Here is a 26,968-nt window from a genome sequence, read left to right on the forward strand (position 1 = left end):
GCGCGGGGGCCTGCGACGCCGCTTCCAGTTCTCAACCGGCGCTGCGCGCGCCGGCGCATCGCCGGCGCCACCGGGAATGGCGCCGATCCGCCAGCGCAACGCGCGTAGCCGCGCTCAGGCGCGGTCGATCGCGCACAGGAAGCAACCGTACCGCGCGTTGTGGGCGGCGACCCGCACGATCGCCGGATCGGCGAACAGTTCCTGCACCGCTTGCTCGCCTTGCGCGCCGTCGGTTACCCGGGCCTCGCGCAGCCAGCCCTGGCCGTCGTAAGCGCGCAGCGACAGGTAGCGGGTCAGCAGCACCGGCGGCCATCGATCCTGGTACGTCTGCGCCCGGCTCGCGGCCTCGCGCACGAAGATCGGACCGCTGGCGCGGTACGGGCCCTGGGCCTGGTGTTCGTGGGTCAGCAGCAACACGGTTTCGCCCACCGCCGCATCGACCAGGGACACGCGGCAGGGATAGCCGCGCGGCGAATCGGCGACCACGCGGCGCATGTCGTGCGCCGCCAGGTCGGCGTCGTCGAGCGCGAACAACGCGGCATAGGGTTGCGGCGACAGGCCGGCGATGCGGTAGGAAATCATGGCGGAACTCTCGCTAGAAGGAGAGCGCAGGCTAGTCCCGCCGCGCGGCCGCCGATATCCGCGGCTTGCGCCGGGCTGTGTTCCGACGCCGCGCGCGCAAACGCGAACGGCCCGGTTGCCCGGACCGTTCGTGGGACGCTGGATTTGTCGCGGCGCTCGGGCCGAAACACTCAGGCCGAAACGCTCAGGCTGAGAACAGGCCGCGCATCTTCTTCAACGCATTGGCTTCGATCTGGCGGATGCGCTCGGCGCTGACGCCGTACTCGTCGGCCAGTTCCTGCAAGGTGATCTTGCTGTCGGCATCCAGCCAGCGGCGCTTGACGATGTCGCGCGAACGCGCATCCAGGCCGGCCAGGCCTTCGCGCAGCAGGGCCAGCTGGCTGTCCTCTTCGTCTTCGCGCTCGTAGGACTGCGACGGATCTTCGTCGGCGGCGCGCAGGTAGGCGGCCGGCGACGGCGGCGCGTGATCGTCGTCCTCGTCGGACGGCGCATCGAAGCCGATGTCGCGACCGGACAGGCGCGACTCCATCTCCAGCACTTCGCGTTCGGAGACGTTGAGGTCCTTGGCGACCAGGCGCACTTCCTCGGCGTTCATCCAACCCAGGCGCGACTTGCTCCTGCGCAGGTTGAAGAACAGCTTGCGCTGCGCCTTGGTCGTGGCGACCTTGACGATGCGCCAGTTCTTGAGGATGAACTCGTGCATCTCGGCACGGATCCAGTGCACCGCGAACGACACCAGGCGCACGCCCTGGTCCGGATCGAAGCGCTTCACCGCCTTCATCAGGCCGATGTTGCCTTCCTGGATCAGGTCGCCGATCTGCAGGCCGTAGCCGTTGTAGCCGCGGGCCACGTGGACCACGAAGCGCAGGTGCGAGTGAACGAGTTCGCGGGCCGCGTCGAGGTCTTCCCCTTCGCGGTAACGACGGGCCAAGGCCTGCTCGTCTTCGGCGGAGAGCACCGGAATCTGGTGCACGGCACCGATGTACGCGTCCAGCGAACCGAGCGCGCTGGGCACAGGCAGGTTGTTGGCGACTAGAGCGGTGGATTGGGCGATAGCGGTCATGGGGGTCATCTTAGCAGTCGGGTTATACGACTGCTAAAGGCGGGGGAAGTTCCGCAGTGTTGCGGGATTGGAACGAGGAAACGGGCGCGCCGTCGCAGGAGGGGCTCCGGCCGGCCCAGCGGGCGCCGGGCCGAAATGCTTTGATATCAATCACTTGCAAAAGAAGCCGTGAAGGCCGGGCCGGTCGCGAGCGGGCCAGGCACGCAGTATCCGCCGGCCAGGCCGGCCGGCGGCTGAATCCTCTCCCGGCCCGCCCACGGCCGGCACGCACCGCAGGCGGCCCGGCGCGGCCGGTCGCCCTCAGAAGTTGAACAGGTAGCTGAACTTCATGAAGAGCTGCTTGCCGCTGTGCAGGTCCAGGTCGCGGGTGCGGGCGACGAAGGCCGGGTTCTCGTTGATCCGCAGGTTCTGCTGCTGGTCGGTGTAGCCCAGGTAGAAGGCGGTGCCGGGGTTGGGCGAGTAGCTGACCAGCAAGTCGGTGACCAGCTTCTTGTCGCGCGGGATCAGGAACAGGTTCGTGTCCGAGTCCAGCGCCTTGTAGTCGAAGATCACGTGCGCGGCCCAGAAGCGGCTGAACTGGTATTTGATCTTGGTGAAGGACTGAGTGCTGCGGAACACCTTGGAGTCCGAATCGCGGCCGACGATCGAGTGGCGCGTGCGCAGTTCGTCCCAGATGAAGGACTGGTCGATGCGCAACTGGGCGAACGGGCTGAGGGTGAACTTGAGCTTGAACAGCCGTTCGTCGGCCAGGAACGGATCCAGCCCCGGCGCCGGCAGATGGTTGACCGTCTCGCGCTGGGTGTAGCTGACTTCGCCGCCGAGCCACTTGAACCACTCGCTGCTGACGCCGACCTTGAAGCCGTCCATGTAGAAATCGCGGCCGCCGAAGTACTCGTAGCCGCGGATCAGATTGCCTTCGATCTTGGTCAGGCGCAGGCCGTTGACCACGAAGCCCGGCTCCACGCTCCAGTCCTGGGTGTCGCCGTTCTGGTCCCAGGTGCGGTAGGCGGTCAGGGTCGGGCCCATGTTGACCAGCCACGGCGCGTCGGGGAACTGCTTGAGATAGCCCGACTTCTGGTACAGCTGCTTGATGCCCACGCGCGGCACGAAGCCGAGCTCGGCCTCGAAGTCGTCGGAGATGTCGATGTACTGGCCATCGAAGGTGAAGTCGCGGCCGCCGCGGATCGCCTGGGCGAACAGCAGGTCGCCGTCGCGGCGCACATCGCCCTCCTCGCGCGACTTGCTCTTGATCGCCTGGGCGTTGAGCAGCCAGTTGTCGTTGAGCTTCATCCGCGAGTCCAGGCCGAACACCCGGTTGTACTGGTCGCCGACGCTGCGGTCGGAGGCCAGGAAGCCGACGTTGGACTGCTCGCCGACGTCGCGCTGCAGGCGCGCCACGCCGATCTTGCCGGTCTTGCCGTAATCCTTGCCCGACAGCAGCAGGCCGGCGGACTCGTCGTCCATCAGCAGCCCGCCCAAGGCCCAGCGGCCGAGCCGGCCGGTGACGCGCGCGCCGTACTGCGGATTGACCACCCGGCGCGAGTAGAACAGCGACACCGGCAGGCCGAAGATGCCGCTGTTCTCGAGGAAGAACGGCCGCTTCTCGACGAAGCTCTGCTCGAAGCGCTCGTTGACGATCACCTGCGGCTCGTCGGTCTCGACTTCGCTGAAGTCGGGATTGACGGTCAGGTCGACCGCGATCGAATCCTTGACCACGAACTTGGCGTCGACGCCGACCTCGCTGCGGCGGTGGCCGCGCATCGACGGCCGGCCGGCCGAATCCACGCCCAAGGTCTCGGCGTCGCGGTAGGTGACGTGCGGAATCAGCTGGATGTTGCGGCTGGGCTGGATCTCGTCGGCGATGCGCGCGGCGGCGAACTGCTGGACGAAGCCCTCCTTGCGCTCGGTGATGTAGGGCCAGTACACGAACTCGTTGGTGCGCGGGATGATGCGGTTGATCGCGATGCCCCAGTTCTGCGCGTCGCCGCGTTCGAAGCGCAGGCTCTTGAACGGGATCTGCATCACCGCGACGTAGCCGTCGTCGGTCAGGCGGCCGTCGGACACCCATTGGGTGTCGAAATTGAAGTCGTAGCCCAGGCCCTCGGTGTAGCGGCTGTCCATCTGCGCGCCGTAAGGATTGACCGTGAACACGAACGCGCGCTGCTTGTCGCGGTAGGTGTCGAGCATCAGCTGCACGCCGTCGTCGCCGAACACCGCGTCGCGGCGGGCGATGCGCGCGCGCACCTGCTTGGGGTCGTCCTTGCACACGAACACCACGTACAGATGGTGGTCGTCGTAAGACAGGTAGGCGCGCGTGTCCAGCGAGGACGGCACGCCGTCGCCCGGCTTGTTCTGGCGGAAGTCCTTGACCTCCACGCCGGCGTCGGACGGCACGCCGCCGATGTAGTCCTGCAGCCGCGGCGCGTGCTCGGCGCGCGGGATGTTCAGCACATCGTCGGCCAGGGCCGGGAACGCGCTGCCGAGCAGCGCCAACAGGGTGGTGCACAAAGTAACGCGACGCATCAGTGTTCCGCCTTGGTCGTCAGAGAAATCGGGAGATCCCGGACATCGCCGTCCATGGCGGCGGATACCGGTCGTTGGGAATCGTCGGCGCGCCAGAAGCGCGCGCTGGGCGAGCGCAGGCCGGGCCGGCGCAGCACCGGCCACAGGCACAGGCCGATCGCGATCGCCTGCACGACGGTGGCCAGGGCGATGCGCGCGGGCACCTCCGGCAGCGGCACGCCGCCGACCGGCAGCACCGCGGTGCAGGCCAGCCAGCCCAGCGCCAGCAGCGCCGCGCTGCGCGGGCTGGGCAGGCAGGCCGCGGCGATCAGGCTCCACAGCCAGATCGGCGCGAACAGGCCGCTGTGGTCGGGTACGAAGGGGCTGCGGAACACCGCCAGCCCGAGCAGTGCGATCCAGACCGCGGCGCGTTCCAGCCGCGACATCGCGTCGTGGCGCAGGCCGGCGACGATCGCCGCGACCACCACCGCGCCGGTCCAGACCCAGGCCACCGCGCCCATCGTCGCCCGGTCCATTCCCTGCGCGCCGAGGATCTTGGCCTTCAGCACCAGTCCCGGTATCGACTGGTTGATCGCGCTGACCCACTCCAGGCCTTCGATCTCCAGGAACGCCCAAGCCTCGCCGTTGGCGATGCGCGGCGCCTGGTAGTGCAGGAAGGCTTCGAACGGCTGCGGTCCCAGCCACAGATAGGCCAGCACGGTGTAGAGCGCGGCGAACGCGCCGGTCCAGGCCGCGGCGGCCCAGCGCCGCCGCGCCAGCAGATACACGCCGAGCAGGCCGGGGAACAGCTTGATCGCGGCGAAACCCAGCAACAGGCCGCCGCTGAGGTTGCGGCCGCGCTCGAACTGGATCATCGCCAGCACCGACAGCGCGATCGCGGCGAGCTGGAAGTTGCCGACCTGCAAGGTCACCACCACCGGGCTGGTCAGCATCACCGCCGGAATCAGCAACCAGATGCGGCGACCGACGCCTCCGCCGATCCAGCGCCCCGCCGCCCACAGGCCGGCCAGCACGATCGCGCCCTCGATCGCGAACCACAGCGCGCGCAGCGAGTAGAAGTCGCCGCCCAGCGCCAGGCCCAGCCGCGGCAGCAGCAGGAACTGCGGCAGGTACAGGTACTCGTCGAGCTTGAAGCGGCCCATCGTGCCGCTGTAGAGCATCGGGTCGTACAGGTTGGCCGCGCCTTCGCGCGACAGTTCGGCCGCCTGCCAATAGCCCGAATAGCAGCTATGGCCGACATAGAACGGATCGAACCAGAACGCCGAGAATTGCGCCTGCTCGGCGTCGGCCAGGTACAAGGCGACGCCGCTCAGCCGCAACACCGCCAGCGCCGCCAGCGCCGCCAGCGCGAGCGCGGCCAGCGGACGATGCGAGAACAACCGGTCCCACTGCACGGGCAAGCGCCTCGCCAGCGGCAGGCAGGCGGCCGCCAGCGCGTCCGCCGCCAACGGCGCCGCCAGGCTCAGGTCCAGGCCGAAACCGGCCAGGGCCGCGGCGAGCAAGGGCGCGGGCAAGGCCAGCGCGAGCGCGGCGACCGCCCAGCGCCCGGCGCCGGGCGGCTGCGTATAGGTACTCGTTTGCATCGACGAACTCCTTATCTTCCCGGTCCCCGCCGGGTCGCTGCAGCGGCGCCCCCGCGCCGCTGCGGTGTGTCCTGTGGCCGCCTGCGCGGCGCGCTCGATCAGCTCTTGCCCACTCCGTCGACCTTGCCGGAGAAGAAGTAGCGGTGCAGCTCGGTGAAATCGTCGAACTCGACATCGCAGCCGGTGGTGGCGCCGTCGCGGCCGCGGTCCACCCGCAACAGCGTGCTGAGGCCGAAGTTGCGCGCGCCGGCGACGTCGTTGACCGGATGGTCGCCGATCATCCAGATCCGGCTCGGGTCCAGTCCCAGCTTGTCGATCGCCAGGCGGAACGGCGCCTCCTCGGGCTTGTCCGCACCGGCCTCTTCGGAGGTGACGACGTAATCGAAGCAGTCGTCCAGGCCGAAGTAGATGATCTTGCGGAACTGAATCTGCGAGGTCAGGTCGGTGATGATCGCCGTGCCGATGCCGTTGCGGCGCAACGCGAGCAGGAAATCGCGCACCCCCGGGAACAGCTCGCAATGCGACAGGAAAGTGCGCCAGTAGGTCTGCTCCAGATCCAGGGTGATCACCAGCTGGGTCTTGCGCCCGAGGATCTCGATGCCGCGCTGGAAGTACAGCAGCCGGCTGTGCGAGCTGGCGGTCTTGCCGAGCTGGCGCTTGACCTCCTCGCGGGCGCGCGCGAACGCGCCGCGCACCTCGTCCGGGTCGACTCCGAGCAGGCGCACCGCCTTGCGCTCGGTCGCCGCCAGCGCCTGCGCGTGCGGGTGCTCGTAGGCGTACAGGGTGTTGTCGGTGTCGAAGATGATCGCCTGCGGCGCGCGCATCACCTTCTGCGAGTTGTGGATTCTCAGGCTCATCGTATCCGGCTCTTCAGCGATTCCTCGATCTGGATCAGCACCAGCAATTGCATGATCCCGCTCATGCCGTCCTCCCAGCGCGGCTGGATGTCCAGCATTTCCTCCAGGCCCGGCACCAGCGCGCGCGCGGCCATGGCGATGTCTTCTGCGGCGACATCGCCTTCGATGCTCATTTCGATCTCGCCGCCGTCCTCGGCGGTCTGCACGTCCAGGTGCAGGCCGCAGATGCCGATCAGGATCCGCGCCATGCGCTCGTGCGAGGTGCCGTTGCGGATCAGCGCGACCAGCTTCAGCCGCACCCGGTCGGGCGAGGGCGCGGTGGCCAGTTGCTGCGCGTTGACCGGCATCAGCCGCAGCACCAGTCCGGCGGCGGCGCGCTGCGGATGGATGTGCTGGCGCGAGTCGAGCATGCGCCGCTCGATCGAGTTCAGCACCTGCTGCAGGGCGTGGCCGCGCTGGCCGACGTCGCGATGGATCTTCCAGGCCCGGCGCAGGTCTTCGTCGATGTCCAGGAACACCGCCACGTCGAAGCGCTCGCGCAAGCGCTGCATGTGCAGCGCGTGCAGGCCCGAGGCGATGACCACGTCGTTCTTGTCGATCCGGGTCGGCGCGGTGAAGCGGCCGGCGCCGTGGTCGTAGTGGCGGCACAGGATCGGTTTGCCGTCCATCAGCGCCAGCACGTCGTTGTTGAAGCGCTGCAGGTCGTTGGCGCGCGGGTCCAGGTGGGTCAGTCCCTTCCACATCGGTTCATAGCGGTCCCAGACGTGGTAGTCGTCGCCGGACACGTGCACCACCGAGTGCTCGCCGAAGATCCCGGCCAGGGCGCGGCTGAGGGTGTCCTTGCCCGAGCCCGAGTCGCCGGCGATGCCGAGCGTCACCGGCTTCTGCGCGATCCGGTAGTAGTCGTTGCGGGCGATCCGCTCGCGCAGCATCTGCACCAGCAGCACCAAGCCGGCGGCGACCAGGCCGGTGTAGCCCAGCGAGTGCAGGTGCGGGGTGATGCGCGCGGCCACGGCGGAGATCCCTGCCGACGGGTCCCAGCCCAGCCAGGGCGCGGCCGCGCCGCTGGAATCGAGCAGGTGCATGCCGATCAGCAGGGCCGAGAACGCCGCGGTCAACACCCGCGCGCTGCGGTCGCTGTGCAGTTGGTGGGCGACCAGGAACGGCACCAGCCACAGGTACCAGCCCGGCGGCGCCGGCGTCGCCAGCACCACCAGGAAGAACGACAGACCGATCGCCGCGACCAGCAGGTCGAAGTTGATCCGGCGCAGCCGCCACAGGCCGTAGGCGGCGAGCAGGTACAGCAGCGGGGTCAGGTACAGGCGCAGGTCCTGGCCCAGCGGCAGGGCCAGGTCGAACACCCGCAGCGACTCCGGCGTGCCCATCACCATGCGCACGAAGCCGGGCGATCCCAGCCACGGCAGCAGCAGCGCCGCCGCGCTGGCGCCGCCGGCCAGCGCGAACGGCCGCAACAGCCCGCGCAGGCGCTTGTTGCGCCACAGGTAGATGGCGAAGAACGGCGCCGCCAGCAGCATGCTGAGCTTGGCCGCGATCGCCAGCGCCAGCGCCGCGCCGGCGGCGCCGGCGCGGTAGCGGCGCAGCAACGCCAGCGACGCCAGCAGCAGGGCGATCGGCACGATGTCGGTCTGCCCGTTCCAGTAGGTCACGTAGAGCACGATCGGCGACCACCAGTACAGCCACAGCAACGGGCGCGGCCGTTCCGGCCACAGCCGCGCCAGCAGCGCCAGCGCGCACAGGTCGGCGCCGAGCAGGCCGAGGCGGAAGCCCAGGCCGCCGGCATAGGCCGAACCCAGGATCGCGTCGGCCGACACGCCGAGCGCGGTGCCGGGCAGGTGCGCGAGCAGCATGACCGGACCGTAGGGATAGGCCATCGCCTCGCCGCCATCGGCCAGGAACGCCGACCACGGGTCCCAGGCCGGCTGCAGCAGGGCGTGGCGCACGAACGGCACGAACCAGTCCTGCTGGATCTGCGGCACCAGCACGGCCGCCAGCGCCAGCTTGAACGCCAGCCCCCATCGGAACACCGGGTCGTGCCAGATCCGCTGCGCGTTCATCGCCAAAGATCCGGTTCCTTGGTGCAGACCGCGTCGGCGACGATGCCTTCGCGCGCCAGCAAGGCGCGCAGCGCCGGGATCTCGCTCGCCGCTTCGCGCCCCTGCAGCTCCGGCGACACCAGGCACAGGCGCAGGCCGGCCTGGCGCAAGCGCGCGGCTTGTTCGCCGTCGAGCGGGAAGCGGCTGAAACAGTCGACCCAAACCCAGTCGATACGCCCGGCCAGGCTCAGCGCGGTGTCGATCGATTCGAACTCCGACACCCGCACCGCGCAGCGGCGCTCGCCTTGGCGGGCGCTGCGGATCAGGAACGGAAACGACTGGTCGAGGAAGAAGTAGTCGTCGATGCCGTGCGCGCGCATCAGCGCGGTCAGCCGGTCCTCAAGCCCCTCTTCCTTGACGTTGAGGATCAGCAGGCGATGTCGGTACCCGGCCAGCCAGTCCTCGAAGCGCTCGCCGTCGGCGAAGGCGTCGTGGTGCACGATCAGCTCGTCGCCGCGGCTGCGCAGGTCCAGCTCGACGCCGAGCTCGGGCGCGGTCGCGCGCAGCTCGGCCAGGGTGTTGCGGCGGTGGCGCACCAGGATCATGCGTTCGCCACCTTGCGCAGCACGATCGAGCGCCCCATCGCGAACAGCGACGGCAGCAGTTTGACCAGAAGCCGGTCGGTGGCGTCGATGGCCTTGAGCGCGAACGCCGGCAACTCGACCGTCTTGGCCTGCACCACCACCCCACCGGAGACCAGGAACACGAAACACTCGTTGAGCTCGTTGCGCTCGATGCTCAGGCCCGGCAGGCGACGGCGGAACTCGGCCTCGTCGCGGAACAGCAGCTGCGGAATCGCGCAGTTGGCCGACCAGGGGTCGCGCGGGTCGTTGGCCACCACCTCGCGGTCGAACACGTCGACGTCGTAGGACCAGCCTTCGTGGCGCATCGCCCGCAGCGCCAGGCGCAGCAGGAAGCAGGTATTGAGCTCCTGGATCAGGATCAGCCCGCCCGGCGCCAGCTTGCGCTGGATGCCTTCGAAGAACCGCACCGGATTGGGCAGGTGGTGGATCATGTGGCTGAACACCGCCACGTCGATCGATCCGTCCGCATGCGGCGGGTCCATCGCGTCGGCGACGTCGTCGACCCAGGGCCGCGGCTCGACGTCGGTGATGCGGAAGTTGTCGTGACGGATGAACTCCTTGCTCAGCCCCGAACCGGCGCCGAACTCGACCACCCGCTGGCCCGGCTGGATGTAGGCGTTCATCCACTCGTAGCGCTTGCGCAGCAGGAACTCCAGATTGCGCGGGCGATGCTTGAGGAAGAACTCGCGCGCGCGGCCGACATCGCCCTCGTTGGCGAAGCGGTTTTCCTCGTGGGTCGGGAAATAGGTGCTGGGCAGGAACATGTCGGTGTCCGATGGCGTGAGGGTCAGCGCGCGCCGAGTCCGCGGCGCAGGCGCCAGCTGAAGTCGACGGTGCGGCGGATGAAGCGCAGCTTGGCGCGCCAGTTGACGTTCCAGTGCGAGCGGCCGTGCGCGCGCGGACCGAACCGCACCGGGAAGCGGCGCACGTCCAGGCCGCTGAGCCGGGCCTGGTGGTAGGCGTACAGGTCCAGGGCGAAGTCGTGCGGCGGCTCGCGCCAGTTGAGGAAGAATTCGCGCGGGAACAGGGTCGGCTGGGCGTTGATGTCCCACATCGGCCGGCCCAGCAGCGCGGTCTCGAACAGCGACATGCCGACGGTGAAGGCGACGTCGCCGGCGGGCCGGCCGTAGCGGCGGCCCTTGACGAAGCACTCGTCCGCATCCGGCGCGAACAACTCCAGTCCGCGCAGCGCATCGACCGGATCGGTCTGCAGGTCGGCGTGGGTCCAGCCCAGCACCTCGCCCTGGGCCGCGCGCAGCCCGGCGAGGATGCCGTAGCCGTAGCCCTGGTTGCGCTCCACGCGCAGGCTGCAGATCCGGCTCTGCCCGGCCAGCAGCGCGGCCAGCACCGCCGGCGAATCGTCGCTGGAGCCGTTGTCGACCAGGATCACTTCGCAGCGCGGATCGAGGAAGCTATCGCGCAGGCGCTGCACCAGCAAGGGCAGATTCGCCGCCTCGTTGTAGCAGGGAATCACCAGCGACAGCCGCGGCCGTGCGGCGCCGGCGGGCGCGTTCGCGGCGTGCTCCGACGAGCGCGTGGCAGCGCCCGACGACCTGGCACCGTCTTGGGCGAAGGCGAACCACTTCATGCCGATGAAGGTGGCGGCGGTGGACACGCAGGTGGCGACCACGAACGACGCAGCGATGCCGGCTTCGCTGCGCCCCAGCCAGGCCAGCATCAGCGCGTTGACGCCGACATGGGCGCCCAGGGCGGCCGCATAGACGACGACGAAGCGCAGCACTTCGCCCTGCCGCGACGGCGCGGCGATGTTGAAGGTGAACATGCGGTTGGCGAAGAAACTGAACACCGTGCCGGCGACGAAGCCCAGCGCCAGCGCCGGGTGCGGCGACGCGCCGAACAGCATCAGCCCGCGATAGATCGAGAAGGTGATCGCCGCCGAGGTGCCGCCGACCAGGACGAAGCGCAGCAGTTCGCCGCGCAGGCGGCCGAACCCGGCGGCGGCGGTCGCGTTCACCACGAGGCGCGCTCCGGCTGGCGCATGCGGTAGCGGCTTTCCAGCCCGGCGCGCGCGTCCTCGGCCACGCGCGGGTCGCGCTCGAGCCGGTAGGGATGCGCCGGCCACTTGTGGAAGCAGGACTGCCAGTACTCGTAGGTGCGCAGATCCTCGGGCGTTCCCCAGCACAGATAGTGCGAGACCTCGAACACCCGGCAGTCCAGGCCCAGCGCCAGCGCGTCGTTGATGCACTCGTCGACGTAGAACTCGCCGTTGACCCGGCCGTCGCGGGCGATCATCGCCTGCGCGGCGGCGACGAAGTCGCCGGCGCGACGGAAACTGAAGGTACCGAGCACGATCGGGTCGCGCGCCGGATCGGCCAGCGGCCGCTTGACCGATACCGCGCGCACCCGGCCGCCGGCTTCGTCGACCCAGCCGTAGTGCTGCGGCCGCCGCGCCGCGCCGGGATAGCCGCGCGCGACCCAGACCAGCACGTCGGCGCCGCCGTCCTCGTCGAGCAGACCGGCCAGGACCCGCGGGTCGAACAGCGCGCCGTTGTCGCAGGCGCCGATGGTCAGGGGCTGCTGCGGATCGATGCCGTCGAGCCCTTCCAGGCAGGTCCGCGCCTGGCCGTCGGTGACCCGCTCCAGGTCGACCAGGGCGCAATCGGGAAAGCGCGCGCGCAGCGTGTCGGCGACGAGCGCGTGGCCCGGCAGGTCGCGGCGCTGCACGAACACCCGCCGCGCCGGTTCGGGCAGATCGCGCGCGGCCTGCACCACCATCGCCTCGCCGGAGACTTCGATCAACGGCTTGGGCCGGTCGTAGCCTTCCTGGGCGAACCGCGAACCCAGCCCGGCCATCGGCACCATCACCGCGCCGCGCTGGCGCGGCGCCGGCTCGCGCCCCGGGTCGCCGAGGCGGCGGAACGCATCGGACCAGTAGCGGTACTCCTCCAGGTCCTGCGGCGTGCCCCACTGCATGAAGTGGTTGAGTTCGTACACGGCGATGCGCCGGCCGTCTTCGAGCAGCGGCTTGTAGGCCAGGCTGACGTAACGCTCGCCGCCCAGTTCCAGGTCCGGCCGCGCCATCGTCCGCTCGAACGCGTCGCGCATCAGCGCGCCGGAAGCGAAGTAGTAGCTGCCGCTGGAGGCGAATTCGCTCTGCGGACGATCGGTGTAGGGGCGCTTCTCCTGGATATCCAGCACCCGGCCGCGCTCGCTGCGCACATAGGCGTAGTTGGTCGAGCCCATCATGTGCGGGTGGAAACCGGTGTAGCACGGGATCGCGCCGTCGCAGCCGCTGGCGGCGACGAAGTCCTTGAAGTCGGCGTAGTCCCAGCTGCAGGAGAAATCGCAGTAGTTGACCAAGGTCGGTTCGGCCGGATCGAGCGCGTCGATCGCCTGCAGCACCGCGTTGACCGGGCCGAGCTTGTGCGGATCGATCGCGACGATGCGGCCGGTCGGGCAATGCTCGCGCAGGATCGCGGCCATCCGGTACGCGGACTCGTCGAGGTGGTCGCGGTTGCACACGAACACGAACTGCGTCTCGCCCGGGAACAGGTCGACGACATGGCCGATGATCGGCTTGCCGTCGACTTCGATCAGCGGCTTGGGCACGCGGTAGCCGGCGCGGCGAAAGCGCTCTCCGAATCCCGACATGGGTACGACGATCTGCATGCTGTCCTTCCGTGGAGAGTCCGTATCTAAATCCGTTCAGTTCATCGAACGCGCCAAAGCGCGTCGGTAGGCCTCTGCGTCCCAATCGACCAGGGCGGCGACCTCGTCCGCGCCCAGCCGCGCCAGCGGTTCGTCGCCGTTCAGGCGCAAGGCCAGCAGCGCCAGGCAATGCAGCATCGCCTGCGCGCCGGCCGACAATCCCGGCGCGACCAGCACGCCGGCGTCCTCGACCAGGGCGAACGCCGGCATCGTCCCGCGCTCGCTCAGGCAGCGCTCCAGCGCCTGCGACAAACGCTCGCCGGCGCCGACCTGGGCCGCGCACGCGCCGAGAAACACCGCGTGATCGGGATACAGCACGCCGTCAGCCGCGATCGCGCGCGCGACCGCGTCGCTGGCCAGCGCATGCACCAACGGGTCGGCGGGCGACTGCCAGGACAGATCATTGGCAGCGCGCAGTCGCTCAGGCTGCGATGGCGGCGCGGCGCGCGCATTGCGCATCAGCCGGCGCTCGACCTCGTCCAGGCGCGCGGCGACCTGCGCGCAATCCTCGCCGGCGACGACCAGCCCGTGGTTGGCCAACACCAATACGTCCGGAACCTCGGGGGCGCGCGCGTCGATGGCATCGGCGACCGCGCAGGTCAAGGGATGTCCGGGCCGCCGGTAAGGCACCCACGCCCAATTCATCTCGCCCAAACGTTCCTGCAAACGTTTTCTCGCATCCGCGCGCACCGCCCAGGCCAGCGTGTTCACCGAATGCACATGCGCGACGACGCGCTGCGGCAGCAAGGCGTGCAACGAGGTTTCGATCGACGGCCGCAGCGGCAAGCCGCGCGCGATCTCGCCGATCCGAGCCTCGGCGTCGTCGTGCCGCAACGCAGCACGCACCTGCGACAACGGCAGACGCACGAATAGTTCGCGCTCGCGCGCCTGCGCGAGCCACGTACCGGAAGCCTTCACCCACAACTCGTCGTCGCGCTTGAGCGAGGTATTGCCGCCGCCTCCCTGAACAAGCAAAGGCTCAGCACCAATACGCGCCGAAAACGCGATTAGATCGGTTAAAAACTCTGCATTGGCCACGGCGGTCACCCTGCGGGCGCTGTGCTCGCGTGGTGTGTTTCGTGTTGCCAGAACTGCCTTTCCATGCATTGCCCCCCGGCTGTGAAACTCCTGGAAACTCCCTCTACGCAGCGGAATTCGAGAACCGGACATCCCGTCCGGCGGATACATCGCTGCGTTGGTCCGTCTTCACGTCGATCTCCCCGCCAGGCACTGGACGACCCGGCAATCGATGTGGTCCGCTTTGCGCCCGGATCCCGTTATGTGGATAGGATAGAGATCAGGGGGCACCGCCGACGGCATGCCAAGGATGCAAGCGACTGGGGGTCGCGCGCAACTGCATCTCAAGGTTTGCGAGCGCTGGATGCCATAAGGGAGCCGACGGGACTGGTCGGCCGAATGGAGTCGTCACAAGGAAGGGGTTGATGAACGAGATCGATGACCGCATCGCGGGGCTGTCCCCGGCGAAGCGAGAGCTATTGCGCCAAATCGCCGCGCGCCAGCGCGCCGGCCAGAACAAGATCACCGCACGCAGCCGGCCCGAGCGCATCCCGCTCAGCTTCGGCCAGCGCCGGCTATGGTGGCTGGACCAGTTCACGCCCGGCCTGACCGCGTACAACCTGCCGGTCGCGTTGTGGCTGCACGGCGAGCTCGATGGCGAGGCGATGCGCGCATCGCTGCAGGATCTGCTCGATCGCCACGAAGTGCTGCGCACGGTGTACCGCACCCACGAGGGCGATCCGTACCAGCACATCGCCGAACGCGTCGAACTGCCCTGGCGCACGAGTTCGCTCGCGCATCTGGACGGCGCCGAGCGCCATCCCGCCGCGCTGCAGATCGCGCGCGAAGAACTCGGCCGGCCGTTCGACCTGTCGCGCGACGCGATGCTGCGCGCGCAATTGGTCGAACTGGCGCCGCAGTCGCATCTGCTGGTGCTCACGTTCCATCACATCGCCATCGACGGCTGGTCGATCGGCCGCCTGCTCGACGAACTGCAGAGCCTGTACAACGCGCGCCGCGACGGCCGCGAGGCCGCGCTGGAGCCGTTGGAGCTGCAACTGGCCGACGTCGCGCTGTGGCAGAACGAGACCTTCGGCGGCGACGGCCTGCAGGGCCAGCTCGACTATTGGCAGCAGCGCCTGGAAGGCGCCGCCTCGTCGCTGGACCTGCCCGCCGATCGGCCGCGCCCGGCCGCGCAGAGCTTCCGCGGCGCGCTGCACCGACGCGATATTCCCGATGCGATCAACCAGCGCGTCGAGCGCTTCGCGCGCGAGCGCAAGGCGACCGTGTCGATGGTCTACATGGCCGCGTACCAGGCGCTGCTGTCGCGCTACACCGGCCAGGACGACATCACCGTGGCGATGGGCGTGGCCGGCCGCCAGCGAGTCGAGCTGGAACCGGTGGTCGGCTTCTTCGTCAACACCCTGGCGCTGCGCACGCGCCTGGACGGCGAGCCCAGCTTCGCCGACCTGGTCGACCGGGTCGGCGACGGCATGCTCGGCGCGATGGACAACGCCGACGCGCCGCTGGACCGGGTGCTGGAGCTGCTGCGCCTGCCGCGTTCGAGCAGCCACACCCCGTTCGCGCAGGCGATGTACTTCTTCCAGAACTACCCCGAGCATCCGATCGAACTGCGCGGACTGCGCGCCGATCCGGTGCACACGGTCGAACTGATGCCGGGCACCGCCCAGGGCGACCTGAGCCTGTTCGTGACCCAGGACGCGCGCCGCGAGCTGGTGTTCGAGTACAGCACCGATCTGTTCGACGACGCGCGCATCGAACGCCTCTGCGGCCACCTGCTCAATCTGCTCGATCATGCGCTGGAAGCGCCGGACACGCCGGTGCATGCGCTGCGCCTGATCGGCGAGCAAGAGCGCGACGAACTGGCGCGCTGGAACGACACCGGGCGCGAACTGCCGGCCGACCCGACCCTGGCCGCGCTGGTGCAGGCCCAGGTCGAGCGTTCGCCGGACGCGGTCGCGCTGCGCTTCGGCGCGCGCGAGCTGAGCTATCGCGAACTCGACCGCCGCGCCAATGCGCTGGCCCACGAGCTGCGCGCGGCCGGCGTCGTCGCCGGTTCGCTGGTCGGCCTGTACGTCGACCGCACGCCGGAGATGCTGATCGGCCTGCTCGGCATCCTCAAGGCCGGCGGCGCCTATGTGCCGCTGGATCCGACCTACCCGGCCGACCGCTTGAGCTACATGCTCGAGACCTCGACCGCGCGGGTGCTGGTGACCCAGCGCGAACTCGCCGCGACGCCGCCGGGCGGGGTCGAAACCGTGGTGCTGGCCGATGCGGACGCGACGCTGGACGAACGCGCCGAGCGTCCGCCGGCCGACGGCGCCTCGCCGCAGGACCTGGCCTACGTGATCTTCACTTCCGGTTCGACCGGCAAGCCCAAGGGCGTGGAGATCCGCAACCGGTCCGCGGTCAACCTGCTGCGCTCGGTCGCGCGCGAACCCGGCCTCGCCGCCGGCCAAACCCTGTGCGCGATCAGCACGCTGTCGTTCGACATCGCCCTGTTCGAACTGGTGCTGCCGCTGACCGTCGGCGCCACCATCGTGCTGGTCGACCGCGACACCGCGCGCGACGGCCTGAGCCTGCGCCGCCTGGTCGAATCCGCGCGCCTGGACGTGATGCAGGCGACCCCGGCGACCTGGCGCATGCTGCTGGAGGTCGGTTGGCGCGGCGACGACGCGCTGAAGATCATCTCCACCGGCGAAGCGCTGCCGCGCGAACTCGCCGACCGCCTGCTGCCGTGCTGCGGCGAGCTGTGGAACCTGTATGGCCCGACCGAAACCACGGTGTACTCGGCGCTGTGCCGGGTGTTCCCGGGCGAAGGCCCGATCCTGGTCGGCAAGCCGGTCGACAACACCCAGATCCACATCGTCGACGCGCGCATGAACCTGCAGCCGGTGGGCGTGCCGGGCGAGTTGCTGATCGGCGGCGACGGCCTCGCCGCGGGCTATCGCGGCCGGCCCGACCTGACCGAGGAGAAGTTCATCGCCGACCCGTTCTCGGCGGCGCCCGGCGCGCGCCTGTACCGCACCGGCGACCTGGCGCTGTGGCGCCGCGACGGCACCATCGAGGTGATCGGCCGCATCGATCACCAGATCAAGCTGCGCGGTTTCCGCATCGAACTGGGCGAGATCGAATCGGTGCTGGCGCAGCGCGCGGACGTCGCCCAGGCGGTCGTGCACTGCCGCGAGGACCGTCCCGGCGACAAACGCCTGGTCGCCTATGTCACCGCCGACGGCGCCGCACCGGGCCCGGCCGAGCTGCGCGACCACCTCAAGGTCGCCCTGCCCGACTACATGGTGCCGAGCGCGTTCGTGATCCTGCAGCAGTTCCCGCTGACCCCGAACGGCAAGGTCGACCGGCGCGCCCTGCCGATGCCGGAAGACGTCGCCAGCAACGACGACGAAGCCGGCGGCGAGCCGCGCACGCCCGAGGAACAGACCCTGGTCGAACTGTGGCAGCAGTTGCTCAACGTGCGCCGGGTGCGGGTTCGCGACAACTTCTTCGACCTCGGCGGCCATTCGCTGCTCGCCACCCGCTTGCTGGCGCGCATCGACCAGAGCTTCGGCGTCGAGCTGCCGCTGCGCGCGCTGTTCGAGGCGCCGACCCTGGAGCAGTTGGCCGCACGCGTGGCGGTGGCGCGCGACGACTTCGCCGACGAAGACCTCGACGCCCTGCTCGCCAGCCTGGAAGGGCTGAGCGACGAAGAAGCCGCGGCGCAGCTGGACGGCGGAGCGCGGCCGTGAACGAGCACGACCCCCGCCTGGCAGGCCTGTCGCCGGAAAAGCGCGCGCTGGCGTTGCAGCAGCTCGGCCGGCGCCAGGCGGCCGCGCGCAACGCGCTGGTCCGCCGCGAGCGGCCGGCGCGGCTGCCGCTGTCGTTCGCCCAGCAGCGCCTGTGGATCCTGGATCAGTTCGAACCGGGATCGGCGGTGTACAACGTGCCGATGAGCCTGTGGGTCGAGGGTCGCCTCGACCGCGAGGCCCTGCAGCGCGCGCTCGACGAGATCGTGCGCCGGCACGAAAGCCTGCGCACGGTGATCCGCGCCGACGACGACGGCCCCTACCAGCAGGTGCTGGATCCGGCGCCGGTACCGCTGGCGCAGGACGACCTGCGCGCGCTGCCGGCGGCGCAGCGCGAGGCCGCCGCGTTCGCGCGCGGCCGCGCCGAAGCCGCACGCGCCTTCGATCTGGCCCGCGGGCCGATGTTCCGCGCCACCCTGATCCAGGTCGAAGACCGGCGCCGGCTGCTGGTGCTCAATGCCCACCACATCGTCGTCGACGGCTGGTCGCTGGGCATCCTGCTCGGCGAACTGCAGCAGCTGTACGCGGCGTTTTCGCGCCACGCGGCCTCGCCGCTGGCCGAGCCGGCGCTGCAGTACGCCGACTACGCCCTGTGGCAGCGCGAAGAACTCGAGCGCGGCAAGCTGCAGCCGCAGCTCGACTATTGGACCCAGCGCCTGTCCGGGCGCCTGCCGGTGCTGGAACTGCCCGGCGACCGGCCGCGGCCGGCGCGCCAGGACCATGCCGGCGCGGCCTTGCGCGAGGTGGTGCCGGCCGAACTGTACGAACAGGTCAAGCAACTGGCGCGCGAGCACGGCGCGACCCCGTTCATGACCGTGCTGGCCGCGTTCCAGACCCTGCTGATGCGCTACAGCGGCCAGACCGACCAGATCTGCGGGGTCGGCCTGGCCAATCGCGGCCGGGCCGAACTGGAGCCTATGATCGGCTTCTTCATCAACACCCTGGCACTGCGCCACGACCTGTCCGGCGACCCCAGCTTCGCCGAACTGCTGGCGCGGGTGAAGGACGGCACGATCGGCGCGTTCTCGCACCAGGACCTGCCGATCGAGCGCCTGATCGAATCGCTCGACCTGGACCGCGCGCTCAGCCACACCCCGCTGTTCCAGGTGATGCTGTTCTTCCAGAACTTTCCCGCCGGCGGCGCGGCGGATGCGGAACTGGAGCTGCGCCCGGTCAGCTTCGACGCGGTCAACCAGGGCACCTCGCGCACCGACCTGTCGCTGTTCGCCAGCGAGGACGCCGGCGAACTGCGGTTGTTCTTCGAATACGCCACCGCGCTGTTCGACCGGGCCACGGTCGCCGCGTTCGCCCGCCACCTGGTGCAGTTGCTGCGCTCGGCGGTGGCCGATCCGCAGCGCCGGCTCAGCGAGCTGGAGATTCTCGAACCCGGCGAGCGCGAACAGCTGCTGTACGCCAACAACGACACCGCGCTGGCGCTGCCGCAGCAGGCGCTGCACGCGGCATTCGAGGCCCAGGCCGCGCAACATCCGCAGGCGATCGCGGTCGAGCAGGGCCAGGCCCGGCTGAGCTACGCCGAGCTCGACGCCCAGGCCGACGCGGTGGCGCGCGCGTTGGCCGCGCGCGGCGTCGGCCGTGGCGACCTGGTCGGCCTGCTGGTCGAACGCACTCCGCGCATGCTCGCGGCGCTGCTCGGCACGCTCAAGGCCGGCGCCGCCTACGTGCCGATGGATCCGGCCTATCCGGCCGAGCGCCTGGGCTTCATGCTCGAAGACGCGGCGATGCGGCTGGTGCTGGGCGAACGCGCCCTGCTCGCCGCGCTGCCGGCCGCGCAGGCGGCGCTGGCGCTGGAAGACGCGCTGGCCGAACCCGGCCAGGGCCGGGTCGCGGCGACGCCGCAGGCCGACGATCTGGCCTATGTCATCTTCACTTCCGGCTCGACCGGCCGGCCCAAGGGCGTGCAGATCGCCCACCGCGCCGCGCTCAACTTCCTCGCCTCGGTCGCGCGCGAGCCCGGCCTGGGCCGCGACGACGCGCTGTGCGCGGTGACCACGCTGTCGTTCGATATCGCCGTGCTGGAGCTGCTGCTGCCGCTCAGCGTCGGCGCGCGCATCGTCCTCGCCGACCGCGATACCGCCGCCGACGGCGCCGCCCTGGCGCGCCTGCTGCAAAGCTCGTGCAGCACGCTCATGCAGGCCACGCCGGCGACCTGGCGCATGCTGCTCGACGCCGGCTGGCGCGCGCCGCCCGGCCTGCGCCTGCTATGCGGCGGCGAAGCGCTGCCGCGCGAGCTGGCCGACCGCCTGCTCGCCGACGGCGCGCAGCTGTGGAACCTGTACGGTCCGACCGAAACCACGGTGTGGTCGGCCTTGGAACGGGTCCGTGCGGACGGTGCCATCTGCATCGGCCGGCCGATGGCCAACACCCAGATCTACGTGGTCGACCGCGCGTTGCGGCCGGTGCCGGCCGGGGTACCGGGCGAGCTGCTGATCGGCGGCCTCGGCGTGGCCCGCGGCTATCTGGGACGGCCGCAGCTGACCGCGGAGAAATTCGTTCCCGATCCGTTCGGCGCCACGCCCGGCGCGCGCCTGTACCGCACCGGCGACCTCGCCCGCTGGCGCCGCGACGGCCGCCTGGAAGTGCTCGGCCGGATCGACCATCAGATCAAGCTGCGCGGCTTCCGCATCGAACTGGGCGAGATCGAGTCGGTGCTGGCCGAGCATCCGTCGGTGCATCAAGCCGTGGCGGTCTGCCGCGAGGATCGCCCCGGCGATCAGCGCCTGGTCGCCTACGCGGTCGCCCGCGCCGGCCACAGCATCGACGTCGAACAACTGCGCGCGCTGGCCAAGCGCCGCCTGCCCGACTACATGCTGCCCAGCGCCTGGGTCGCGTTGCAGGCGATGCCGCTGACCCCGAACGGCAAGGTCGACCGGCGCGCGCTGCCGGCGCCCGACGCGCAGGCCGAAGCGGCCGGCGGCGAACGCTACGCCGCGCCGCGCAACGCCGAGGAACAAACCCTGGCCGCGCTGTGGGCGGAAACGCTGGGCCGCGAGCGGGTCGGCATCGACGACGATTTCTTCGCCCTCGGCGGCCATTCGCTGCTGGCCACCCGCCTGCTCAGCCGGATCAACCAGAGTTTCGCCGTGCAGGCGACGCTGCGCGCTCTGTTCGAGGCGCCGACCGTCGCCGGCTTCGCCGCCTGGCTGGCCGAGCACCGCATAGGCGGCCTCGACGACGAGGCGCTGGCCGGCATGCTCGACCAGCTCGAAGGCCTGTCGGACGACGAAATCCAGGCCCTGCTCGCCGGCGCCGGCGCCTGACTCCACGGCATTCAAGGACGAATCCACGCATGACTTCCATCCATCCTCCCGCCGACGCCCTGGCCGATCGCCTGGCCCGGTTGAGCCCGCAGCAACGCGAGCTGCTGCAACGCCAACTCGCCGCGCGCAGCGGCGCGACGCCGCCGCGCGAGGAGGCGATCGCCCGCCGCAGCGTCGCCGGCCAGCCGCTGCCGCTGTCGGCCGCGCAACAGCGGATGTGGTTCTTCGAACGCTTCCAGCCCGGCACCGGCGCTTACCACGTCTACGGCCACTACCGCCTGCGCGGCGCGCTCGATGCGCAGGCGCTGCAGCGCGCGTTCGCCGGCATCGTGCGCCGCCACGACGCGCTGCGCACCGGCTTCGGCGAAGTCGCCGGCGAACCGCGCCAGACCGTCGTCGCGCAGGTCGATTTCGCCCTCGAACACAGCGACCTGAGCGGCCTGCCGGAGGAGCGGCGCGAGGCCGAGGTGCAACGCCGGGTCGACGCGGAAAGCGAGCGCCCGTTCGACCTGACCCGGCCGCCGCTGTTGCGCGCCGGCCTGCTGCGCCTGGCCGACGACCACCACGTGCTGACCGTGGTGATGCACCACATCGTCTCCGATGCCTGGTCGTTCGGCGTGCTGCACGCCGAGCTGGCCGCCGCCTATGCGGCCGAACTCGACGGCGGCGACGCCGCCCTGGCCGAGCTGCCCCTGCAGTTCGGCGACTACGTGCTGTGGCAGCGCGATGCGGCGCAGACGCAACGAGTGGAGACCCAGCTCGACTACTGGCGCGGCGCCCTGGACGGCGTCGGCGGCCTGCTCGACCTGCCCAGCGACCGGCCGCGTTCGCCGACCCCGCTCGGCCGCGGCGCGCGCCTGCCCCTGCACCTGCCGCCGGAACTCGGCGCCGCGGTCGAGGCTTATGCGCGCCAGCACGGCGCCACGCCGTTCATGCTGTTGCTGGCGGTGTTCCAGGCCCTGCTCGGCCGCCACGCCGGCCAGGACGAAGTGGTGGTCGGCTCGCCCGTGGCCGGCCGCGAGCGCGACGAAACCGGGCCGCTGATCGGCCTGTTCGTCAACACCGTCGCCCTGCGCGGCGACCTGCGCGGCGAGCCGAGCCTGCGCGAGTTGCTGGCGCGCACCCGCGGCCAGGTGCTGGACGCGCTGGAGCACGCGCAGGCGCCGCTGGAACGGGTGGTCGACGAGCTGCGGATCGAACGCGTGCCCGGGCGCACGCCGCTGTTCCAGACCATGTTCGTGCTGCAGAACGGCAACGGCGCGCCGCTGCAGCTGCAGGGGCTGGACGCGTACTGGATCGAATCGCAGGTGCAGAGCGCGCGCTTCGAGCTGACCTTGTCGCTGGGCGACGCCGGCGACGGCCTGCGCGGCGTGCTCGACTACGACACCGAGCTGTTCGACGCCGACACCGCCGAGCGCCTGCTGCGCCAATACCAGACCCTGCTGCGCAATGCCCTGGCCGAACCGGAGCGGCCGTTGGCACGGCTGAGCCTGCTCGACGACGAGCAACGCGCGCAGTTGCTGAGGCTCGGCGACGGCGGCGAGGCCGAGGACCCGGCCGACGCCCACCTGTACGCGCTGATCGCCGCGCAAGCGGCGCGCACGCCCGAAGCCGCGGCCCTGGTCGAACCGGGCCGCGAGTTGAGCTACGCCGAACTGATCGCGCGCGCCAACGGCCTGGGGCGGCGGCTGCAGACGCTGGGCATCGGCGCGGAAGCGCGGGTCGCGGTACTCGCCGACCGTTCGGCCGAAGCCATCGTCGGCGTGCTCGGCGTGCTCGCCGCCGGCGCGGCCTACCTGCCGCTGGACCCGGGCCACCCCGACGACCGCCTGAATTTCCTGCTCGCCGATGCCGGCGCGCAGGCGCTGATCGTGCCGCCTACGCAGCGCGGCCGCGCCCAGGCGTTGGCGCCGGCGATACCGCTGCTGCACAGCGACGAAACCGAACCCAGCGCGCAACCGCCGGCGGTCGAACGCCGCGCCGATCATGCCGCCTACGTGGTCTATACCTCCGGCTCGACCGGCCAGCCCAAGGGCGTGGTGATCGAACACCGCGGCGCGGTCAACCTGACCCGCGGCTTCATCGCCCGCCACGATTTCGACCGCCAGCGGCTGCTGATGATTCCGCCGCTGGTGTTCGACGCCTCGGTCGGGGACCTGTTCCCGGCCCTGGCCAGCGGCTCGGCCCTGGTCCTGCATCCGGCGCCGACCGAACTGGGGCCGTTCGAACTGGAACGTTTCTGCGACCAGCACCGGGTCAGCGCGATCGACGCGCCGGCAGCGCTGTGGCGGCGCTGGTCGGAAGGCTGGGCCGCGGCCAAGCGCGAGCGTCCGTTGCTGCCGCAGCTGCGGCTGATGATGATCGGCGGCGAAAGCGTGCCGGTCGAACAGGTGCACCGCTTCGCCGCGATCACCGAAGGCCGCGCGGTGCTGTGCAACCACTACGGCCCGACCGAGGCCTCGGTCTGCGCGACCCTGCTGGCGACCCGCGACGGCAGCGAGCTGAGCGCGCAGGAACTGCCGATCGGCCGGCCGTTGCCGGGCGTACGCTGTTACGTGCTCGACCGCCACGGCGCGCTGGCGCCGCGCGGCGCGGTCGGCGAGCTGTGCATCGGCGGCCTCGGCGTGGCGCGCGAGTACCTCGGCCAGCCCGAGCTGAGCGCCCAGGCCTTCCCGCCCGACCCTTACGCGGCCTCGGACGGCGCGCGCCTGTACCGCACCGGCGACCTGGCGCGCTGGGACCGCGACGGCCACCTGCAGTTCCTCGGCCGCCGCGATCACCAGATCAAACTGCGCGGCTTCCGCATCGAGCTGGGCGAAATAGAGTCGGCGCTGGAGGCGCACGAGCTGGTCGAAACCGCGGTGGTGCTGCTGCGCGAAGACCGCCCCGGCGAACGCCGCCTGGTCGCCTACGTGGTCGGCGCCGACGGGCTCGACCCCGGCCGGCTGCGCGAGCATCTGGCCCAGCGCCTGCCCGAGGCCTTGCTGCCGGCGCAGTACCTGCGCCTGCCGGCGATGCCGCTGACCGGCAACGGCAAGATCGACCGCAAGGCGCTGCCGGCGCCGAGCGCGCAGGCCGCGCTCGAGCGCAGCCTGCGCGCACCGGCCAGCGACACCGAGCGCGCGGTGCTGGCGGTATGGCGCGAGGTGCTGGGCCGCGACGGACTCAGCACCGACGACGATTTCTTCGCCAGCGGCGGCGATTCGCTGCTGACCCTGCCGCTGGTGTTCAAGCTGCATGCCGCGCTCGGCGTCGAGCTGCCGCTGGCGGCGGTGTTCGCCGCGCCGACCATCGCCGGCCAGGCGCGCAAGATCGACGAGTTGCGCGCCGGCGGCGGCGAAGACGACTTCGATCTGGCGGCCGAAGTGGTGCTGGAAGACGAGATCGACCCGCGCCTGGCGCCGCTGCCGGCCGCGCCGCGCGGCGCGCCGGCTTCGGTCCTGATCACCGGCGCCACCGGCTTCCTCGGCGCCTACCTGGCGCGCGAGTTGCTCGATGCCACCGACGCCGAGTTGTTGTGCCTGGTGCGCGCGGCCTCGGCCGGGGAAGGCCTGCGCCGGATCCGCGCCAACCTCGACAGCTACGGCCTGTGGCGCGACGCCGACGCGGCGCGGCTGGTGCCGGTGCTCGGCGACCTGGCCTCGCCGCGGCTGGGCCTGGGCGAGGCCGCGTTCGACGCGATCGCCCGGCGCGCCGAAGCGATCTTCCACAACGGCGGCCAGGTCAATTTCCTCGCCCCCTACCAACACCTGCGCGCGGCCAACGTCGAAGGCACGCGCGAAGTGTTGCGCCTGGCCACCCGCCACCGGGTCAAGCCGGTGCATCTGGTATCCACGCTGGGCGTGTGCCTGATCGGCTCCAACCTCGAACGCACCGTGCTCGAGTCTGACCCGCCGCCGCCGGCCGAGGAACAGTACGGCGGCTACAACCAGAGCAAATGGGTCGGCGAACAGCTGGCGCTGCGCGCGCGCGAACGCGGCCTGCCGGTGGCGATCTACCGCCCGGCGCGGATCACCGGCGACAGCCGCAGCGGGGTCAGCAACCTGGGCGACTACTTCAACGCCTGGCTCAAGGGCTGCGTGCAGCTCGGCGCCGCGCCGCACCTGCCCGACGAGGCCTTCGACATGGCCCCGGTCGACTACGTCGGCCGCTCGATCGTGCGCATCGCCCTGGGCGCCGGCGACGCCAACGGCAACTTCCACTTCTACAACCGCGTCCGGCTGCCGATTCCGCTGGCGGTGTCGCGCTTGCGCGCGGCCGGCCACGCGCTGGAGGAAGTCGATTACCCGCGCTGGCGCGAGCGCCTGCTGGCCGAGGCCGCGGTCTCGCGCGACAACGCCCTGGCCGCGTTCGCCGGGCTGTTCCCGCAGAATCCCGATCCGCGCGAGCCGATCTTCGACTGCAGCGCCACCGCCGCCGCGGTGGCGCCGCTGGGGCTGGTGTGTCCGCCGGCCGACGCGGCGCTGTTCGACCGTTACCTGGGCTTCCTGCAGCAACGCGGCTTCCTGGTCCAGGCCGCGGAGGCGACCGCATGAGCCGCTGGTCCGGCCTGCGCGATTTCCTGCTGATCTGGTCCGGCCAGCTGATCTCCGGGGTCGGCTCGCGCCTGACCAGCTTCGCCCTGGGCGTGTGGGTGCTGCAGACCACCGGCTCGACCACCCGCTTCGCCCTGATCTTCGTCGCCATGGCGGTGCCGGCCTTGCTGATCGCGCCGTTCGCCGGCGCCCTGGTCGACCGCTGGAACCGCCGCCGCACCATGATCGTGTGCGAAGCGATCGCCGCGGCGACGATGCTGGCGATGGCGGCGCTGCTGGCCGCAGGCCAACTGGCGATGGCGCACATCTACGTCGGCGTGGCGGTGACCGCGCTGACCAACGCCTTCCTGCAGCCGGCCTATCAGGCCAGCATTCCTTTGCTGGCCAACCAGGAGCAGCTGACCCGGGTCAACGGCATGGTCCAGACCGGCTTCGCGGTGGCCCAGGTCGGCGGGCCCTTGCTGGCCGGCGTGCTGGTCAGCTCGATCTCGATGCCGGGCGTGCTGCTGGTCGATGCGCTGACCTTCTGCGCCGGCGTGGTCGCCTTGTGGCTGGCGCGGGTGCCGCAGCCGCAACGCAGCGAGGACGAGCAGGAACCGAGCCTGTGGCGCGAGGCGGCGACCGGCTTGCGCTACGTGCGCGAGCGGCGCGGGCTGCTCGGCCTGCTGATCGTGCTCGGAATCAGCAACTTCATGTTCGGACTGGCCAGCATCGCGATCACCCCGCTGATCCTGTCGGTGGCCGACCCCGGCCTGCTCGGCGTGCAGATGGCGATCGGCGGCGCCGGCCTGCTGATCGGCGGCCTCGCGGTCAGCACCTGGGGCGGGCCGCGCCGGCGCATCGTCGGCGTACTCGGCTATTCGATGCTGGCCGGGCTGTTCCTGGCCGTGCACGGCCTGTGGCCGTCGTTCGCGCTGCTGGCCGCGGCAGGGTTCGCCTTCTTCCTCAGCGTGCCGGTGATCGGCGCCAGCAACGCCGCACTGTGGCAGAGCAAGGTACCGGCCGATCTGCAGGGGCGCTGCTTCGCGATCCAGCGTGTCCTGTCGGAAGCGGCGATGCCGTTGGCTTACTGCCTGGCCGGACCGCTCGCCGAGCGGGTGTTCGAACCGTGGATGAGCGCCGATGGCCTGTTGGCCGGTTCGCTCGGCGTTGTCCTCGGAACCGGTCCCGGCCGCGGCCTGGGCCTGATGTTCGTGGTGTTGGGCGTATCGATGATGCTGACCGCGGCGCTGGCCTGGTCGGTGCGCGCGATCCGCCGGGTCGAGGACGACCTGCCGGACGCGCCGGTCGCAGCGGCGCAGACGCGAACGGCGGATAACACGATGGAGTGCGCGGCCTGAGG

15 protein-coding genes are annotated in these 26,968 nt (G+C 70.6%); 4 read left to right on the top strand and 11 right to left on the bottom strand.

The window, feature by feature from the left end; genetic code table 11:
• Nucleotides 1-114 precede the first annotated feature (114 nt).
• From AC3A57_RS02480 to AC3A57_RS02530, 11 genes are all read right to left on the bottom strand, one after another.
• On the bottom strand, nt 115-582 hold the full coding sequence (locus AC3A57_RS02480) for a DUF1203 domain-containing protein (RefSeq protein ID WP_487577421.1): 468 nt from the start codon (nt 580-582) through the stop codon (nt 115-117).
• 184 nt (nt 583-766) lie between these two features.
• On the bottom strand, nt 767-1,645 hold the full coding sequence (gene rpoH / locus AC3A57_RS02485) for an RNA polymerase sigma factor RpoH (protein ID WP_487577708.1): 879 nt from the start codon (nt 1,643-1,645) through the stop codon (nt 767-769).
• Between the two features lie 300 nt (nt 1,646-1,945).
• The gene (locus tag AC3A57_RS02490) at nt 1,946-4,168 is read right to left on the bottom strand and encodes a carbohydrate binding family 9 domain-containing protein (RefSeq protein WP_487577422.1); all 2,223 of its coding nucleotides are present in this window, start codon (nt 4,166-4,168) and stop codon (nt 1,946-1,948) included.
• The gene (locus tag AC3A57_RS02495) at nt 4,168-5,751 is read right to left on the bottom strand and encodes a glycosyltransferase family 87 protein (RefSeq protein ID WP_487577423.1); all 1,584 of its coding nucleotides are present in this window, start codon (nt 5,749-5,751) and stop codon (nt 4,168-4,170) included. The genes AC3A57_RS02490 and AC3A57_RS02495 overlap by 1 nt, the downstream gene beginning before the upstream one ends.
• A gap of 98 nt (nt 5,752-5,849) precedes the next feature.
• Complete coding sequence (locus AC3A57_RS02500; protein WP_221670363.1) at nt 5,850-6,608, bottom strand: HAD family hydrolase; 759 nt, start codon at nt 6,606-6,608, stop codon at nt 5,850-5,852.
• The gene (locus AC3A57_RS02505; protein ID WP_487577424.1) at nt 6,605-8,683 is read right to left on the bottom strand and encodes a hypothetical protein; all 2,079 of its coding nucleotides are present in this window, start codon (nt 8,681-8,683) and stop codon (nt 6,605-6,607) included. The genes AC3A57_RS02500 and AC3A57_RS02505 overlap by 4 nt, the downstream gene beginning before the upstream one ends.
• Nucleotides 8,680-9,267 carry a phosphatidylinositol-specific phospholipase C/glycerophosphodiester phosphodiesterase family protein gene (locus tag AC3A57_RS02510; protein WP_487577425.1) on the bottom strand — a complete coding sequence of 196 codons (588 nt, stop codon included), beginning with the start codon at nt 9,265-9,267 and terminating at the stop codon, nt 8,680-8,682. The genes AC3A57_RS02505 and AC3A57_RS02510 overlap by 4 nt, the downstream gene beginning before the upstream one ends.
• On the bottom strand, nt 9,264-10,070 hold the full coding sequence (locus AC3A57_RS02515) for a class I SAM-dependent methyltransferase (RefSeq protein ID WP_487577426.1): 807 nt from the start codon (nt 10,068-10,070) through the stop codon (nt 9,264-9,266). The genes AC3A57_RS02510 and AC3A57_RS02515 overlap by 4 nt, the downstream gene beginning before the upstream one ends.
• 23 nt (nt 10,071-10,093) lie before the next feature.
• Nucleotides 10,094-11,281: a glycosyltransferase gene (locus AC3A57_RS02520; protein WP_487577427.1), complete on the bottom strand. Its 1,188-nt coding sequence runs from the start codon at nt 11,279-11,281 to the stop codon at nt 10,094-10,096.
• Nucleotides 11,278-12,918 (bottom strand): NTP transferase domain-containing protein, encoded by a 1,641-nt coding sequence (locus AC3A57_RS02525; RefSeq protein ID WP_487577428.1) that lies wholly within the window; start codon nt 12,916-12,918, stop codon nt 11,278-11,280. Before AC3A57_RS02525 ends, AC3A57_RS02520 begins: the two co-directional genes overlap by 4 nt.
• Before the next feature lie 54 nt (nt 12,919-12,972).
• Nucleotides 12,973-14,163 (bottom strand): class II aldolase/adducin family protein, encoded by a 1,191-nt coding sequence (locus AC3A57_RS02530; RefSeq protein ID WP_487577429.1) that lies wholly within the window; start codon nt 14,161-14,163, stop codon nt 12,973-12,975.
• A gap of 254 nt (nt 14,164-14,417) precedes the next feature.
• Here AC3A57_RS02530 and AC3A57_RS02535 point away from each other — a divergent pair, with 254 nt between their 5' ends.
• The 4 genes from AC3A57_RS02535 to AC3A57_RS02550 are packed head-to-tail and all read left to right on the top strand — an operon-like array spanning nt 14,418 to nt 26,966.
• The gene (locus AC3A57_RS02535; RefSeq protein WP_487577430.1) at nt 14,418-17,756 is read left to right on the top strand and encodes a non-ribosomal peptide synthetase; all 3,339 of its coding nucleotides are present in this window, start codon (nt 14,418-14,420) and stop codon (nt 17,754-17,756) included.
• Nucleotides 17,753-21,091, top strand: a complete 3,339-nt coding sequence (locus tag AC3A57_RS02540) for an amino acid adenylation domain-containing protein (protein ID WP_487577431.1) — start codon at nt 17,753-17,755, stop codon at nt 21,089-21,091. Before AC3A57_RS02535 ends, AC3A57_RS02540 begins: the two co-directional genes overlap by 4 nt.
• 29 nt (nt 21,092-21,120) lie before the next feature.
• Nucleotides 21,121-25,626, top strand: a complete 4,506-nt coding sequence (locus AC3A57_RS02545) for a non-ribosomal peptide synthetase (RefSeq protein ID WP_487577432.1) — start codon at nt 21,121-21,123, stop codon at nt 25,624-25,626.
• Nucleotides 25,623-26,966 carry an MFS transporter gene (locus AC3A57_RS02550; protein ID WP_487577433.1) on the top strand — a complete coding sequence of 448 codons (1,344 nt, stop codon included), beginning with the start codon at nt 25,623-25,625 and terminating at the stop codon, nt 26,964-26,966. The genes AC3A57_RS02545 and AC3A57_RS02550 overlap by 4 nt, the downstream gene beginning before the upstream one ends.
• The last annotated feature ends 2 nt before the right edge of the window (nt 26,967-26,968 follow it).

This window comes from Lysobacter sp. Soil_C_15, from assembly GCF_057657315.1.

What these genes read in the sequence shown, in the direction of transcription:
- AC3A57_RS02480 (WP_487577421.1), bottom strand. Translation starts at nt 582, where the DNA reads ATGATTTCCTACCGCATCGCCGGCCTGTCGCCGCAACCCTATGCCGCG.
- rpoH (WP_487577708.1), bottom strand. Translation starts at nt 1,645, where the DNA reads ATGACCGCTATCGCCCAATCCACCGCTCTAGTCGCCAACAACCTGCCT.
- AC3A57_RS02490 (WP_487577422.1), bottom strand. Translation starts at nt 4,168, where the DNA reads ATGCGTCGCGTTACTTTGTGCACCACCCTGTTGGCGCTGCTCGGCAGC.
- AC3A57_RS02495 (WP_487577423.1), bottom strand. Translation starts at nt 5,751, where the DNA reads ATGCAAACGAGTACCTATACGCAGCCGCCCGGCGCCGGGCGCTGGGCG.
- AC3A57_RS02500 (WP_221670363.1), bottom strand. Translation starts at nt 6,608, where the DNA reads ATGAGCCTGAGAATCCACAACTCGCAGAAGGTGATGCGCGCGCCGCAG.
- AC3A57_RS02505 (WP_487577424.1), bottom strand. Translation starts at nt 8,683, where the DNA reads ATGAACGCGCAGCGGATCTGGCACGACCCGGTGTTCCGATGGGGGCTG.
- AC3A57_RS02510 (WP_487577425.1), bottom strand. Translation starts at nt 9,267, where the DNA reads ATGATCCTGGTGCGCCACCGCCGCAACACCCTGGCCGAGCTGCGCGCG.
- AC3A57_RS02515 (WP_487577426.1), bottom strand. Translation starts at nt 10,070, where the DNA reads ATGTTCCTGCCCAGCACCTATTTCCCGACCCACGAGGAAAACCGCTTC.
- AC3A57_RS02525 (WP_487577428.1), bottom strand. Translation starts at nt 12,918, where the DNA reads ATGTCGGGATTCGGAGAGCGCTTTCGCCGCGCCGGCTACCGCGTGCCC.
- AC3A57_RS02530 (WP_487577429.1), bottom strand. Translation starts at nt 14,163, where the DNA reads ATGTATCCGCCGGACGGGATGTCCGGTTCTCGAATTCCGCTGCGTAGA.
- AC3A57_RS02535 (WP_487577430.1), top strand. Translation starts at nt 14,418, where the DNA reads ATGAACGAGATCGATGACCGCATCGCGGGGCTGTCCCCGGCGAAGCGA.
- AC3A57_RS02545 (WP_487577432.1), top strand. Translation starts at nt 21,121, where the DNA reads ATGACTTCCATCCATCCTCCCGCCGACGCCCTGGCCGATCGCCTGGCC.
- AC3A57_RS02550 (WP_487577433.1), top strand. Translation starts at nt 25,623, where the DNA reads ATGAGCCGCTGGTCCGGCCTGCGCGATTTCCTGCTGATCTGGTCCGGC.